This is a genomic window from Demequina flava (assembly GCF_000975035.1).
Classification (GTDB): domain Bacteria; phylum Actinomycetota; class Actinomycetes; order Actinomycetales; family Demequinaceae; genus Demequina; species Demequina flava.
The window spans coordinates 661151-676405 of sequence record NZ_BBRA01000001.1 but is presented as its reverse complement, the minus strand read 5'-3'; the positions used below and the strand labels follow the sequence as shown (position 1 = coordinate 676405).

11 protein-coding genes are annotated in these 15255 nt (G+C 59.1%); 8 read left to right on the top strand and 3 right to left on the bottom strand.

Translation table 11 applies throughout. The features are described from left to right. Positions 1-281 precede the first annotated feature (281 nt). Together AOP74_RS12200 and AOP74_RS03140 are read left to right on the top strand one after the other, a co-directional pair. Positions 282-1832 (top strand): capsular polysaccharide synthesis protein, encoded by a 1551-nt coding sequence (locus AOP74_RS12200; protein ID WP_061960876.1) that lies wholly within the window; start codon positions 282-284, stop codon positions 1830-1832. Between the two features lie 289 nt (positions 1833-2121). Next, entirely contained in the window at positions 2122-2964 is an 843-nt protein-coding gene (locus tag AOP74_RS03140) for a sulfotransferase (protein ID WP_061960875.1), read from the top strand. On the opposite strand, the gene AOP74_RS03135 is transcribed toward AOP74_RS03140, so the two are convergent. After that, complete coding sequence (locus AOP74_RS03135; RefSeq protein WP_061960874.1) at positions 2965-3849, bottom strand: sulfotransferase; 885 nt, start codon at positions 3847-3849, stop codon at positions 2965-2967. It lies immediately after the preceding gene. An 823-nt stretch (positions 3850-4672) separates the two neighbouring features. Between AOP74_RS03135 and AOP74_RS03130 the strand changes: the two genes are divergently transcribed. The 3 genes from AOP74_RS03130 (at position 4673) to AOP74_RS03120 (ending at position 10005) form a co-directional block, all read left to right on the top strand. After that, positions 4673-4942, top strand: a complete 270-nt coding sequence (locus AOP74_RS03130) for a hypothetical protein (RefSeq protein WP_152649139.1) — start codon at positions 4673-4675, stop codon at positions 4940-4942. Then, positions 4939-7551: a stealth family protein gene (locus AOP74_RS03125; RefSeq protein ID WP_061960872.1), complete on the top strand. Its 2613-nt coding sequence runs from the start codon at positions 4939-4941 to the stop codon at positions 7549-7551. Before AOP74_RS03130 ends, AOP74_RS03125 begins: the two co-directional genes overlap by 4 nt. Before the next feature lie 222 nt (positions 7552-7773). Continuing rightward, positions 7774-10005, top strand: coding sequence for a bifunctional glycosyltransferase/CDP-glycerol:glycerophosphate glycerophosphotransferase (locus AOP74_RS03120; protein WP_160297441.1), 2232 nt, complete (start codon positions 7774-7776; stop codon positions 10003-10005). A gap of 36 nt (positions 10006-10041) precedes the next feature. On the opposite strand, the gene AOP74_RS03115 is transcribed toward AOP74_RS03120, so the two are convergent. Both AOP74_RS03115 and AOP74_RS03110 read right to left on the bottom strand, forming a co-directional pair. Continuing rightward, positions 10042-10683 carry a sulfotransferase family 2 domain-containing protein gene (locus AOP74_RS03115; protein ID WP_061960870.1) on the bottom strand — a complete coding sequence of 214 codons (642 nt, stop codon included), beginning with the start codon at positions 10681-10683 and terminating at the stop codon, positions 10042-10044. Between the two features lie 43 nt (positions 10684-10726). After that, positions 10727-12193 (bottom strand): polysaccharide pyruvyl transferase family protein, encoded by a 1467-nt coding sequence (locus AOP74_RS03110; RefSeq protein WP_061960869.1) that lies wholly within the window; start codon positions 12191-12193, stop codon positions 10727-10729. 143 nt (positions 12194-12336) lie between these two features. Here AOP74_RS03110 and AOP74_RS03105 point away from each other — a divergent pair, with 143 nt between their 5' ends. The 3 genes from AOP74_RS03105 to AOP74_RS03095 are packed head-to-tail and all read left to right on the top strand — an operon-like array spanning position 12337 to position 15253. Continuing rightward, positions 12337-13104 (top strand): 3'(2'),5'-bisphosphate nucleotidase CysQ, encoded by a 768-nt coding sequence (locus tag AOP74_RS03105; protein ID WP_061961882.1) that lies wholly within the window; start codon positions 12337-12339, stop codon positions 13102-13104. After that, positions 13101-14009 carry a sulfate adenylyltransferase subunit CysD gene (gene cysD / locus AOP74_RS03100; protein WP_061960868.1) on the top strand — a complete coding sequence of 303 codons (909 nt, stop codon included), beginning with the start codon at positions 13101-13103 and terminating at the stop codon, positions 14007-14009. Before AOP74_RS03105 ends, cysD begins: the two co-directional genes overlap by 4 nt. Beyond that, positions 14009-15253 carry a sulfate adenylyltransferase subunit 1 gene (locus AOP74_RS03095; protein WP_061960867.1) on the top strand — a complete coding sequence of 415 codons (1245 nt, stop codon included), beginning with the start codon at positions 14009-14011 and terminating at the stop codon, positions 15251-15253. Before cysD ends, AOP74_RS03095 begins: the two co-directional genes overlap by 1 nt. Positions 15254-15255: the final 2 nt, after the last annotated feature.

Sequence of the window (15255 nt, the reverse complement as noted above, 5' to 3'; positions counted from 1 at the left end):
CCGCGAGGATCGTGGGGACTGCTCAATATTCCCAGGCGGCGGGCGCGCTTCTTTGGATCGTTTTAGTTTCGGACTCGTTCCGGGAACACAGTTTTCTGTGTTTGCTGAGTTCGCGCTTGACACACCGTTGGTGTCCCGTTTGGTGGCCCGCGCCGATGCGCTTTCAGTTGCTCTGGACATAGCGACCGAAGCGGGGATTCAACGATCCGTCGCGACTGGAACGAGCGGCCCGAACCTTACCGGGAAGTGGTGGGTTGAGAGCCACGGTACCGTCCCAGACCATGCGCAGGGCGCATGGCTCCGCTTACAGACCGGAATGCTCGCTGGGGCGGGGGGAAGTCCTCTGGTCTCAGTTTCGTGTCTATCAGGGACGCGTGACGCGTAAACTCGCACTATTCTCCGGAAACGAGGCAGTTCACGCCTCACACCAGCAGCGTACAGACGGCGTAGTCGAGACGACTTGGCACCTGGTGGATCAAGGCGCACAACCTGGCGAGGGCTACTTGGCAGCGGTTCTCTCGGCCGTTGAGGTTTCGTCGGGGGCTCCGGACGGCGACTTTCATCGTAGAGTTTGTGCCGGCTTCTCTGCCGCTCTCGGGAGCACAGCGGCGTGTTCCATCCAGATCGTAGGGAAGGGCGCCGATCAACTGCGAGCTGACGATCTTGCTGCGGTGATGGGGACTCAGTGGGAGGGGCCGACGCTATGGCACTTGGCGTCCCGGGTGCTGCGCGACCGTCGCAGCTCGAGGTCCGATGCGCGCGGGTTGCTACAGGCGATCGAGCGCGCTAAGGGGGGACAAGAGTCTACCGACGTTCGGTCCCTCGAAGCCTTGGCAGGGCTCTTGGCTCGTGCTGGAAAGGTTGGGCAAGCGCGCAAGAGAGATGTGGCGCGTGAGCGCCTTTCAGGCGACCTGGGCGGACCCAAGGATTTGCTGGAGTACAGCCCGCGAAACTACTGGCAACGCCGCCGTACGGTGGAATGGCTGAAACGTCATCACGACACCATCTGTTCGATTGCGGACTCTTTCCCCACCACGGAGGGGCGCTTAGACCCTGGCACGATTTTCATCCATTGGGGCCAAGGCATAGAGCGTGCGCCTGCCATCGTCAAGTTGCTCGCGCGACAGCCCGCTCTACAGTCCGGGTCATTCCCCGTCCTCGAACTTGACTCAGAGACCGTGCCAGCATGGGTTGACATCCCTACACACGTGCAACGTCTCCGAGACAATAGTTACCCCAACTATGCGGTTTACGTGCGACTTGCATTGCTTACCCGGTACGGCGGGATCTGGATGGATCCCACGGTGCTAGTTGGCGAAGGGTTTGGGAAGCTTATCGCGTCGTGCATTCAAGGCGACGTTGCGTTCATGCCTCGCTTTACTTCAGTTCATGGTGGCGACCATCGTCCAAGTAACTGGTGCATCGGTGCAGGTGAACCAGGAAATGTCCTGCTACAACGGCTCCAGGCAGCCCTTTCTTTGTGGTGCGTTGACAACGATGAATACCCGGAGTATCACTTCTTCCACACTATCGTTGAATTCCTGACGCAAGTTGACAGTGGTCTGGCGCAGGTTTGGGCAACCTATCCCACAGTCCCCTCAGAGGGTGCCCACGAGCTTGCTTTGCAACTGCCGTTGCAGTACGACGCGGAACTGTGCCGGGAAATCCTTGAGCGCAATCCACTCAATAAACTGACATATAAGCTTCCATCTCATGTATTTTCGCCCGAAACCACGATCGGGGCACTTCTACGACAAGACCCGGGCTTGTGGCGTCATGCCGATGCGGCCCAGGAGAACCGTGGCTCAAAGGGCCCTTGCAGTGATCCTTAGTACCTATTCTCTCGACGCCCCCTTTTGATCGCGAGATCATGCCGCTAACGCTTGCGTGGAGTCTGGGACCGGGGCTGCCTGCGTGATCTTCGTCACCTCTAGGTAAGCAGAGTCCGAGGCGCGTATGGTCCGTTGTCGCCCGTGCCTAGGGGCTTGGGGTGCTCGCAGGGCGCTGCAAAGTTGGGCACGCGTGAAATACTGATGGGGTAAGGTCAACACCCATGAATTCATGGCGTCATGTCGTTGAGGAGAGGCCACAGCGACAATTTCCAGCGCGAATCCTACGTTCATGCTGGGCGTGGGTGCCCAGAAGGCTGCAACTACGTGGCTCTATGACTATCTGAGGAGGTCACCGCAATTCGTGCATCGTCTCTTTAAGGAGTACCACGTCTTCGATAGTAGCGATGCCGCGACCCAAGAATGGAGCCGCAAGAAAGTATTCCGGCTCTCTGCAGAAAATTCCGCGAACGCGAAGCTCCAAAAGTCATCGCAGGCGAAGCACTTACTGCGAGCTTCCATGGTGCTACATCCCAAGCACTATTACGGATACTTCGATACATTGCTCTGCTCGGGGCCGGAGTTCAGACTTGCGGCGGACGTCACCCCAGCCTACGCGCTACTGTCGGCGGACAGGTATGCGAAGATTCGGACTGCGTTTAAACGACGCGGTATCCGTGCGCGTGCCGTCTTCTTGATGCGGGACCCAGTCGAGCGGGCGTACTCGCAGGTGAGAATGGAGCACCGTCGAGACCCAGAGCGCTTCACTGTTCCGCCGGAACAGGCATTGCGCGACTTGTACACCCATCCTGGCACCGCTGCCCGCGGACGGTACGACCAAACTATCGCCAATCTCGAACAGGCATTTCCAGACAGCGACCTGCACTACGAGTTCTATGAGCGACTGTTTTCGAAGGAAGCCGTTGGCAGAGTGTGTGAGTTCCTTGTGGTTGACTATATTGAGCCGGACTTTGCCTACATTCCAAATGTCACTACGGGGTCTAAGCGGCACGTTCCGGGAGATTTGGCACAGGAAATAGCTGAGTACCATCGCCTGACCTGCCATAAAGTGCAGCAGCGATTTCCGAGTATCGACCTCTGTGCGTTATGGCCTAGTGCCCGACACGTGCTCTAACTACAGGACGTGTCGCGCGCTCGGCCAGATTTCGGTGAGGTCCTGCTTGGGGAAACGTCGCGCGACCGCCGCGTACGTCGGTGCCAAATAGTGCGCTATATCCGCGACAATGTTCTCGTCTAGCCCTCCGTTTGCGACCGGGCGCGATACATTGCGTTTGTCGTTGAAGTCGGCATCAATAGTTTCAATTCCAAGGAAATCGCACAGACGTTTGACCGCGCTCGAGGTGAAGAGTGTTTCGTAGAACTCAAAATGCAAGTCTTTCGGATCGAAAACACTGTCGAGCCGCTCGATTGTGTCTTCATAGCGGCTACGCGCAGCGTATATCTCGTCGGTGTGAATCGTCGAGATCACTTGCTCAGCTGGAGCGGGGAATCGGTCTGGCTGTCGGCCCTGTTGCATACGAATCTGCGAATAGGTCCGGTCTACCGGGTCACGTAGAAGGAATACAGCCGCAGTCCTGAGGCCACGTTCCGCGAATGAGTCCCTAATGTTCTCCAAGCGTGACTGCGGCAACAGTGCGTAGTCGGGGGTAACGTCCGCAACGAGTCGAGTCTCATCTCGTGCACGAGACAATGCGTCGAAGTAGTTGAAATAGTGCTTCGGTTGGAGCACCATGCTCGCGCGATGGATTTTGCGTGCTTCCGCGCGCTCGCCATCGAGGGCTTTCAAAGACTCTTCCGACGCCAGCCTAAATACTTTGCGCCGGTTCCACTGCTGCAGGGGCACATCAATACAGTCAAAGACGTGGTACTCCTTGAAATACCCGTGAGCGAACTGCGGAGACCGTTGAAGGTACGAGTACATCCAGGTCGTGCCCGCTTTCTGTGCCCCCAGACCGAGCAGGAAAGTCTTGCGCGATTCTTGAGCGTCCGCTTGGTGCACGTCGCCTCCCCATGAGCTGAAATGTGGTTGGACGCATTGTGCCAGACGGGAGAAGAGCCACTCCTCAGGCTCCCCGTCAGTGAATCGCCAGGGTAGCAGATACAAGTAGATGACTGCATGTGCGCATAGCGGACCTACGATAGGCCGCTAAGATTCTTCGCAAACCAAGGACTTGTGGCCACGCCTAGCGTGCTCGCGGTCGGCCAGCAAATCCAATGATGATGACGTGAGGTAGGAAGTGGCCGAGCACAAACAGATGAGGCGAATTGCTCGTGGAGCGAAGCGTCGCTTGCGTCGGTGGAGCAACCGCGAGCCTCGCTTGCCGCGTGATCGTAGGCCTGACTACCTGGCGGTGCATGATGGGCGAACACTGAATGCTTTTGCGCCTCGCGAGTCGAACATCACCGCGATGGTCTTAACGGATTCTCACAATGTGACCGTGGCCGACCTTGGAGTTGGCGATGAACGGAGTGACGGCTACTCGTGGACCGTCGACCTTGTCGCATTTGGTCTGGTGCCAGGCAGGTACGACTTTCGTGTGCCCGATACGGGCCGTGCGCTTGTATGGAGGCAACGGAACCTCGATGCGGCGGAGCCGTCACGAGACGGTATTCGATCCTGGCGGGGTGGTGTCCAAGCGAGTGTCTCGAGTCGCAAAGACCGCGCGCAGTTGATAGTGACGGCCGTACCGTCCCAGCCACATATCCGTGAGGTGATCGCAACTAATAGGGGTACTTACACTTTGTGCATCGAGAGTTCTGCGCCCTCCACTCGCCTGCGAGCGGTCGAGCGCGATGGCACTCGTGTCGTAGACCTCGGCCCCGTGACTGACGGTTTTGCCGAGTTTGACGTCACAGTGTTGCCCACAGGCGGCGGCGAACTCCTATGGGACCTCACATGCGTCGTCGGCGAAGGCAACTCGCACCCTCTGAAGGCGACGTCTGCAGATATTCGCCTTGCGCACAGGGCGATGAGTATCCCGGGTTTCTACGAAGGCGCCAGTTACGAACGCAACGGGTGGAAGCCGTATATCAATCGCGAGGCAGGGTTGACTGTCAAGTCGTTGCCGTCTGACCGGGGGGAAGCCGTATGAGGATCATTTACCTGCTGACAACGCCAGACTCAGGTGCGGGAACTGAGAGGACGATTCTGACGCAAGCCTCGGAGATGGCGCAGCGCCATTCTGTCACGGTCGTCGGCGTCTACCGGACTTCGCAAGCCCCCCATTACCAGGTGAGTCGCCGAGTCCGGCTCTCGTACCTTGTTGACGCGCGCAAGGGTATTCCCGCGGGACGCTCCCGGCTTGTTCCGAGTGAGTGGGACAACCAGTTTTCGCCTGTGACCGATCGGGCCATTGAGAAGTACCTCCGGGGAGTTGCAGCCGACGTCGTAGTCACTTCAACTCCAGCACTTGCGGCTCTGGCGACCGAATTTGTGCCGCGGCGCGTGGCAGTCATTCACCAGGAGCATCGGCCACCGATGCACCGCAACGAGGGGCTAGGCCCTCTGGTCTCACACGGTTCGAGACTGGATCTGTTGACGAGTTTGACCCAACGTTCACAGGATTGGCTCGCGGACCGTCTTGGCGCCGATGCGCCACCGTTAGCTGTCGTAGAGAATCCGCACGAGCGAGGCTTTATCCCGCGCAGCGGATTGAAAAACAGGTTAATTATCGGTGCGGGCCGGTTCACGTATCAGAAGCGGTTTGATCACCTCATTCAGGCATTCTATGAAGCGAACCAGCTCGTTCCCGACTGGCGCCTGCGGATCTTCGGTGATGGTTACGAACGGGATGAACTGCGTAAAAAGGTCCAGCGATGGGGTCTTGTAGGCAAGGTCGAGATCCTGCCTCCCACCAAGCGACTCGCGGCGGAGATGTCGAAGGCTTCGATCTTTGGCCTCAGTTCTCGATACGAGGGTCTTCCGATGGTGGGCATTGAGGCTGCTGCGGCGGGCGTGCCGATGGTGGCCTACGACATTGAAACTGGGCCGCGAGAGATTATTGAGAAGGCAGGCGGTGGCCTGCTTGCGCCCGATGGTTCGATTGAGGCCCTCGGCGCAAGTCTGGCGCACCTGATGGCATCGCCTGAGCGTCTCGAGGAACTTGGAGAACGTGCACGACAGGGTGCCCAGGCGTTTGATCCTGAAGCGATCGCTGATCGTTGGGATCAGGTTTTCTCGCGCGTTCTGGACGGGAAACAGTCAGGGTCGCTCTACGACGAAAACCTCGGAACGGTTACTACTCATGATGTGGGCTTCGATGGGGGCGTGCTGGAGTTAGGTGCGCCGGTGCGCCGATTTGCGCCGGACCTACTGGGTCAACAAGCGATGCAAGACAACGTGGCTCAGGCCTTGGAACGTGCGGGCATCGCGGCAGCGCGCGTCTCCACGGCGGATTCTCGCATCGACTTTGCCGTGGCGCTGGAAGACCGGGAGCGTGCGCTCAGCGCGATCACGGATGTCGTGACCGAAGAAAACTGGCAGATGTGCGCGTGGGTCCGACGTGGTCACTTGTCTGCGGGGCCGTGGAGCGACAAGGCCGCAGCGCCGGTGACGCTGCCTTATGCCACGCACGTCGAGGTCACCATTCCATCAGAGGACGACGAATTTCCATTGTCGCGTGTGGGAATCGAGTTTTGGGAGGCGGATCCGAACGGGACCCGGCGCGCACCCCGTTCCAACCTCAACGCAACGTGGGTCGACGCCCCCACTTGGGACGCCTGGGTAGGTTCGGGGAATACAACGGTCTCAGGCAAGGCACTCTGGCAGCAAGTGGACTTCCCCATTGACGCCGTTTTCACTTGGGTCGACGGCGCGGATCCTGCGTGGGCGGAGCGTCGCAGGAAGTTTCAGCCTGGGTACGTTGAGTCGGCACCTGATGAGTCGTCGTCAGACGGTCTGCGTGACGCTCGATTCCACAGCCGTGATGAGATCTATTACGCCGTAAGGTCTGTGAGAAAGTTTGCGCCGTGGATCCGCTCTATTCATGTGGTGACAGACCGCCAGATCCCTGAGCGGATCGCAGCGGAGTTTCCTGACATCAACTTTGTGGATCACCGGGAGATATTCCCGGACGCAGACGTATTGCCGGTATTTAACTCTCACGCGATTGAGGCATGCCTTCATCGTATCCGGGGAATTGCCGACCACTTTATCTATTTCAACGACGACATGATCCTTGCGAGCGCGTTGCAACCTGGACACTTCTTCCTCGGCAATGGGGCGGCCAAGTTCTTCCCGTCTCACTTGAAGGTGAACTTCGGTGATGTTGAGGGTGCCCCTCACCTTGGCGCGGCACACAACAATCGCAATCTTCTACTGCGTGATTTTGGTATGGAGATTACGCAGTCGATGCTTCATATCCCCTACCCGCACCGGCGCGACGTGCTCGAGGAACTTGAGAATCGCTATCCGGATGAGTTCGCCCGTACGCGCGCTAGCCGCTTTCGTTCTGGTTCAGACTTCTCAGTTCTTTCGTCTCTGGCTCAGTACTACGGGTACATGACTGGGCGCTATGTGCCAGACACGCTCCGGTACGAATTCCTGTCGCTTCGTAGCTTGCGGCTCCCCGAACGCATGCGACGCCTCCTCGATGACCGCGCACTCCAGGTCGTTGCGCTCGGTGAACCTGACGCCGACCAGTGGCACCATCCGGAGGAAGCCGCTCTCGTGACCCAGTTCCTCGAGAGTCTCGTGGACTGACGAGAGGGCCGCGCCTTGTTCGGAGGCCTGCCCCGACCTCCTGTAATCTGAGCGGACGTCATCGTCCCCATTTGCGCGTTTCGCGCGCAGGTGAACGCCGGTCAAGGAGACTGTCCCTGAGGCACGCCAAGTCCTTGGCTAGTGACGATGCGTATGCGTGATGCGAGTCACGCTTGTGTTGCGTTTCCGAGGTCCGGTTCCCGACTTCTTCGCCTTCATGGCGTGACAGTCGGCCTAACGAATGTGCGAGATTTGGTCGAGTTCACGATTGTTGTCCCTGCGTACAACGTCCAGGGCTACCTCCGCCAGGCAGTTGCATCGGTTGCAGGCGACCCGCGGGCAGAGGTGATCGTGGTCGACGATTGCTCTACGGATGCGACCTCGGTACTCGCTGATGAGCTGGCCCAATGCTATGCGGCCGTCACCGTCTTGCGGCCAGACGAGAACTCTGGCCTAGGCATGGCACGCAATCTAGGTCTCAAGCACGCAACGGGTGAGTACGTTTTGTTCCTTGACGGGGACGACTACTTTATGGATGGGGCTCTGGACGCTATTCACGGCGCTGTCGCGGATCACCACCCAGACGTCGTGCTGTTCGGCTACAACCGCCTTTACCCCAATGGCGATGCCGTGGAGGGAGTCATCCGCGCGCCGCTTCAGGCCCAAGGTCCGTACACAGCACGCCAGGTCCCTGACGTGTTTTCCGTGCTTAATGTGGCGTGGAACAAGGCTTACCGGCGTGGATTTCTAGAATCGCTCGACATCAATTTCCCCGTCGGATACTACGAGGATATCCCGTGGACATATCCCATCCTCGCCGCGGCGAGTTCGATCGTCGGGATCGATCGGCCCCTGTATGCGTACCGTCAGCGATGGTCGGGATCTATTCTCCGGAGTACAGATGCTCGACACCTTGAGATTCTCGACCAGTTCGAGAGGCTTGCCGGTGAGCTTGAGCGACTCGACATTGCCGACCCCGAGCGTAGTTCTATCTATGATTGCGCCTTCCGCAATCTCGTGACCCTGCAGACAACTCAACGTCAGCGCATCCCACAGGCTCTTCGGAGGCCGTTTTACGACCGGATCAGAGAGACGTCGCGGCGGCTCGCCCCGGAAGGTTGGACTCCACCGACTACGGGGCACCAGGTCAATGCGATGCGCACTGTCTGGAGCCATGGCTATTTGCGCTTCACGCTAGAGTTTCGCGGCCGTGCTGCCGTGCGTGCGGCACTAGACAGTGCGCGCTCGCTCTCGGTGCGCATTCGCCAGATCGGCCGCCGTTTGTACCACAGCCGCTATACCTACGGAGTTCTGCGGCGGATAGCCCGTGTCGACGAGTCAATCGTCGTTCTCGAGAATCTGTGGGGTCTATCGCCACGGCTGAACTGCGCTGCGGTGAGTGCGGAGTTACGTCGCAGCCATCCACACTTGCGTCAAGTTTGGCTGGTTCTGCCGACCGAGGTCCCGAAGCTTCCTGAGGGCACCGAGTATGCGGTGCGGGACACCCACAAGTACTACAAGGTGCTCGCTCAGGCCTCGCACCTGTTTGTTGACGCCAACCTCCCCGGTTGGTGGCGTAAGCGCCCAGGTCAGACAGTCACGCAGCTCCATCACGGCACCCCTGTCAAGCTGATGGGAATTGAGGAACGAGGCAAGACACAGGCCTGGCGGACGAGTCTGCTCAAGCGGTGTGCTGTATGGGACTTTTCGGTAGTCTCCAACAGTTTTTCAGCCGAAGTTTGGAAGCACTCGTATCCGGTCAAGTGCGAAACCCTCGAGTACGGATACCCGCGCAACGACTTGCTCGTGAATGCCACTGCTGAGGACGTCGCGCAGGCGCGCACTTCGCTAGGGCTCGCCACTGACCAGCGAGCAATTTTGTATGTGCCCACTTTTCGTGACCGTGGTGCGAATGTGGCTCGAAGCGTCGATCTGCTTCGGATTGGCGAGAAGTTAGCTGAGAACGATGTGCTTCTCGTACGGGACCACTACCTGGCTGGTGACGCCATCACCTCGACTTTGCCCGAGAACGTGCGTGATGTGTCCGCGATTGCGGACGTTGAGCGACTTTACCTGGCTGCTGACGTCATGATCACGGACTACTCAAGTGCGATGTTTGACTATGCACTGTTGGATCGCCCGATTGTGATTTTGGCGGAAGATTGGGATCTCTATTCGCGCGAGCGCGGCACGTACTTCGACATCACGGCCGATCGTCCTGGTCAGGTGGTGGAGGATGCGGAAGCCCTCCTTGATTCATTGATGACGGGCGCATTCGACGAGCTGGCGCACCGTGACGCACGGGCGAAGTTCCGCAGGATCTTTTGTGAGTTCGACGAAGGCACGGCCGCGCGTGATGTTGTCGCGCGAGTGATTGACGGTAAGCGACGGCACGAGCGACCTCGCTCCGCAACGCCGTCGCTGTCGTCGTGGAACTTGGACCGCATCGGCTAGGAACGCATGCTCCTCCCGAAGGAGGCCCTGGCGTTGCTACGCGTCGGGGCGTGTGTAGCCGAAGATCCGATAGTCCTCGGCATAAAAGTCGGCGACCAACTTACGGATGTTGTCGTTTATCTGAACGTCCGAGCTCGACACCCCGGACAAGTCTGAACCTGAGTGATTACGCGGCACCGACGACGGTATTTCCAGTCCCGTTACGCGTTCGAGATCTGCCAGGCCGGTCTCGAGACCATCTTCAAATTTGTACACCCGCGTGCCGGGTACTAGGAATTCGTGCTGCGGGCGCATGTGGTTGTCGTACACATACGGGTCGGCCATCGTCTTCTTGATGGCCTCTCGCACCCACGCTTCAAATGCGGGCGCACCTGGATCGAGGTTCTCGTTGCGTTGATTGCGCCACAGGTATTCGGACACTGTCCGTCGCAGTGGGTCGCGAACATATGTGAAGATTCCGTCGAACCGGTCCAACTTATACAACTGTTGCAAGACCGAACCGTGGATGTGCTGAGGAGTGCAGTGGCGGTAATGGTTGATAGTGCCTTTGCCCATATTGCCGTCGAGGATGTTGACACTCCAGCCGTCTGCACGGAAAGCTGCCTCTACAGAACCACCTCCGGTCTTGGGAATGTGGATGAAGAGGAGTCCTTGCTTGGACTTGCGGATTATCGGCATGATCAGCTCGTTTCCATGAGGTGTGGTTGCTTAGGGCTGAGAGTTACGAGCGGCTGCGCGGGATCAAACGGCCGACGCGATCTGCTCCGCGAATGACCTTCCGGTCGCGATACCGGGCAAGCGTGTCGGCAGTCGCGTCTGCTTCGGCTCGAACGGACTGAAGCTCGGCCTTCAACTGGGAAACCCGGTCGAGCGTCCGCGCATAGTTGTCAAAGATCGGGACGATGGTCTCGACGTCGTGCGACCACTGACCGGATGGGGCATACGTGGCAGCCCCAGGGCCCTCATCGAACTTCACGGGAGCGACTCCCTGTATGGACGCGACGAGTGCGTCCCACCAGCGGCTTTGCAACTCTCGAGAGTAGACCGAGGCAGTCCTGAGTGCAGTGGTGTAGCGATCCGTACGCGAGAGGGCTTCGCCGACGGCATCGCGCAACAGGTGTTGAGCCGATGCCGGAATCGCGAAACGTTCAAACCCCACGTTGCGCATCGCCCCACGCATTCGGATTGACGAGTAATAGGAGGGGGCAATTGCAATCGCTGGCGTTGCGGTAGCGATTGCAAATATTGCGGGGTGATATCGCGTCGAAAGTGACAGCGCCGCGCCTTCGACAAGCGCGACATCTTCCCGTGCGGTGATCATTCGAGTCGCGCGCACACGGCTTGACTGAGCTAACTCAACGATAGCCGTGTTGCTAATCTGATCTCGCTGTTTCTGAGAGGGATCCAGGGAGCCTGCGTGCGGTGCAAGTACGACATCGACGTCGTGGTCCTCCGCTATCGTGCGGCACAGGATGCTGAGGTCTCTGAGGTAGGCCTTCTTGTTCGGCCAGACTGTCCCGTGATGATCCGTGAATGATGCTACGACGTAGGGGCCCGGCCCGGACAACTCACGGGCCTGCACCCTTGCTTCGTCATCTGATGCAAGAACAACCGCATCATCAAGAGTATGGTGCACCTTCTCCGGCGACTTCACATGCCTACGGACTAGCGCCGCAGACGTACTCTCACGGCAACCGAAAGCGAGCGCGATCTCTGCGATCTCAACCACAAGAGCTCGATCTGAGTCGCTGAGCATGGGTCCTACGGTCTGGCTCGTTACATATAGGGGCTTTGAGAAGTGGTGCGCAATCCGGGCAGTTGCCACTCTCTCGTACAAGAGGTGGTAGTCCCGCGAGTTCATGTTGCCGCCGCCTGCGATGACAACCGCGTCGCTGTCTCGAATCGCAGTGTAGATCGAATCGGGGGGCAACATCTCTTGCGCGAGAGTGTCGGCTACCGAGGCGAGCACACGGTCATTTCGCGATCGGCTCCATGAACTCTTGAACCCTACGCGGGAGACGGCGGGCAGTTTATAGAAATCGGTCGCGACAGATGGCTCACCCGCGACGAGTACTAAGTCATCAATACCGCGTGCACGGAGCATGTCGACTGCGGCTTCAGTCATGGCCTCGTCGCCCAGGTGATACAGGTAGCGCCAACCGATGTCACCGACAATGACGACGTTCATAGGGTTCCTCACGATTCCGCAAATGCTGACCACCAGCGTAGCCGCCGGACGCGTCCGCACTCTGCACAGCCCCGTGCTTCCGCGTTGAATTGACACGAACCGCTAGGATCGTGCGAACGCTCAAACTAGGGGAATACGACTATATGCCATCTGACTCTCAGTACGCCGCCAAACTTGCCCGTGAGGCTGGGGCGGTTCTCGTGGATGTCCGCGAACGCGCAACTGACAGGATCACCGGACGTGAACTCGGGAAGTTAGGTGACAGAGACGCACAGGCCTTCATCGCTACGCGTCTCGCTACTGATTGCCCTTCTGACGCACTCCTGAGCGAGGAAGGCCGAGACACAGTTGCTCGCTTGTCAGCAGATCGAGTTTGGATAGTAGACCCACTTGACGGCACGCGCGAGTATTCGGAGGGGCGCGCCGACTGGGCTGTACACGTGGCTTTGTGGGTCGAAGGCGATTTGGCTGTTGGGGCTGTCGCTATCCCGGGTGAGGATCTCGTGCTCGATTCAGGCGCGGTCGAACTCGTCTCGTCGGAACGCAGTGAAGGCCGACTTCGCCTTGCGGTTTCGCGGTCGCGTCCGCCCGCAGTTACTGAGACGGTGCGGGCCGGGCTTGACGCGGAACTTGTACCCATGGGGTCTGCCGGGGTCAAAATTGCGGCGGTTATCGGCGGGCAGGCCGATGCTTACGTGCATGCCGGCGGACAGTATCAATGGGACTCAGCTGCGCCGGTGGCCGTCGCGCGCGCAGCGGGGCTCCACACGTCCCGTATCGACGGCTCGCCTATTATCTACAACGAGAAGGACCCCTACCTGCCTGACTTGGTCGTATGTCGGCCTGAGCTTGCCGGCCGGATACTTGAACTGATTGCCGCCCACGAGGAAACGCCTGGAGAGACTTCATGACACAACCTGCCCACGCGCTGAGCCAGCTAGATGCGCTCGAGGCGGAGGCGATGCACATCGTTCGCGAGGTGGTCGCGCAAATGGAGCGTCCGGCACTCCTGTTCTCAGGGGGCAAGGACTCGATTTGCCTCTTGCAGATCGCTATCAGGGCGTTCGCCCCAGCCCCCGTTCCCATGCCGATCGTCCATATCGACACAGGGCAGAACTTCCCCGAGGTTCTCGAGTACCGGGACCGCATCGTCGAAGAACACGGACTCAAGCTCGTTGTTGGGTCGGTTCAAGCCGCTATCGATGAGGGACGTGTCAAAGAAGAGCCGAACCGATCGAGGAACCGGATCCAGACGCCGGTGCTGCTAGAAACCATCGAACAGAATCGGTTCGACGCGTGCATGGGGGGCGCGCGTCGCGACGAGGAGAAGGCGCGCGCCAAGGAGCGGGTCTTTTCCTTCCGCGACGACTTTGGACAGTGGGATCCCCGCAACCAGCGACCCGAGTTGTGGAACTTGTACAACGGCAAGGTTCACCAAGGTGAATCGATCCGCGTCTTCCCACTCTCCAACTGGACTGAACTCGATATCTGGGACTACATCAGGTCCCGGGAGATTGAGGTCCCGTCGATCTACTATGCGCATGAGCGCGAAGTGTTCCTGCGCGACGGAATGTGGATGGCCGCAAATGAATTCGCAGTGCCAGGCGAGAACGACGAAGTCGTGACCCGCAAGGTGCGGTACCGCACCGTGGGTGATGCCACGCTGACGGCAGCGGTCGAGTCAGAGGCTGACGACATCGACAAGATCATTGAAGAAACGGCGGCCACGCGGTTGACCGAACGCGGCGCCACTCGTGGTGACGACCGAGTCTCAGAAGCGGCGATGGAAGACCGCAAGAAGGAGGGCTACTTCTAATGGATCTTCTACGATTCGCGACCGCAGGTTCCGTCGATGACGGAAAGTCCACGTTGATCGGACGGCTCCTTTACGATTCCAAGTCGATATTTGAAGATCAACTTGAGTCGATCGAACTTGCCTCGAAGACACGCGGCGCCGAGACGACGGATCTCGCTCTCTTGACGGACGGTCTACGCGCAGAGCGAGAGCAGGGCATCACGATCGACGTGGCCTATCGCTACTTCGCCACGCCGCGCCGCAAGTTCATCATTGCGGACACCCCAGGCCACCAGCAGTACACGCGAAACATGGTGACCGGAGCGTCGACGGCTGACCTGGCAATCATCCTCGTAGATGCGCGCAAGGGATTGACAGAACAGTCACGTCGACACGCGACGATCGCATCGCTCCTGCGTGTGCCGCACATCGTGCTCGCCGTCAACAAGATGGATCTCGTCGACTGGTCACAAGACCGCTTCAACGAGATCTATGACGAGTTCACTGAGTTCTCATCAAAGCTCGATATTCCTGACCTCACCGCTATCCCGATTTCTGCGCTCCTGGGTGACAACATCGTCGATCGCTCGACGAACATGGATTGGTACGGCGGCACGTCGCTTCTGCACCACTTGGAGCACGTCCACATTGCGTCGGATCGCAACTTGCAGGATGTGCGATTCCCGGTGCAGTTCGTGGTGCGCCCGCAGACCGCTGAGCACCCCGACTACCGTGGATTCGCGGGCCAGGTAGCGTCCGGAATCCTGAAGGTGGGGGACGATGTCATGGCGTTGCCGTCGGGGCTTTCCACGAAGGTTGCGGCGATCGATGGCCCTAACGGGCCGGTGACGGAGGCCTACCCGCCGATGTCGGTCACGGTTCGACTGGAAGACGAGATCGACATCTCGCGCGGCGACATCATCTGCCGTAAGGGAAATCACCCCGAGCCGACGCAGGACGTCGAGGCCATGGTGTGCTGGATGGACTCGGAGGCACTCACGGTCGGGCGCAAACTGGGTATTCTCCACACCACCCGTATGGCGCGAACCGTGGTGAAGGACATCCCCTATGAGCTCAACGTCAACTCACTTCACCGTGATGCGGACATTCACCAGCTCGGTCTCAACAGCATTGGCCGAGTGAAACTTCGCGTGACTTCACCGCTGCTTGTCGACGACTACGCAGAGAACCGCATCACCGGTAGCTTCATCCTGATTGACGAGGCGAGTAACCGCACCGTGGGCGCCGGGGTGATCCGCCACTAGCG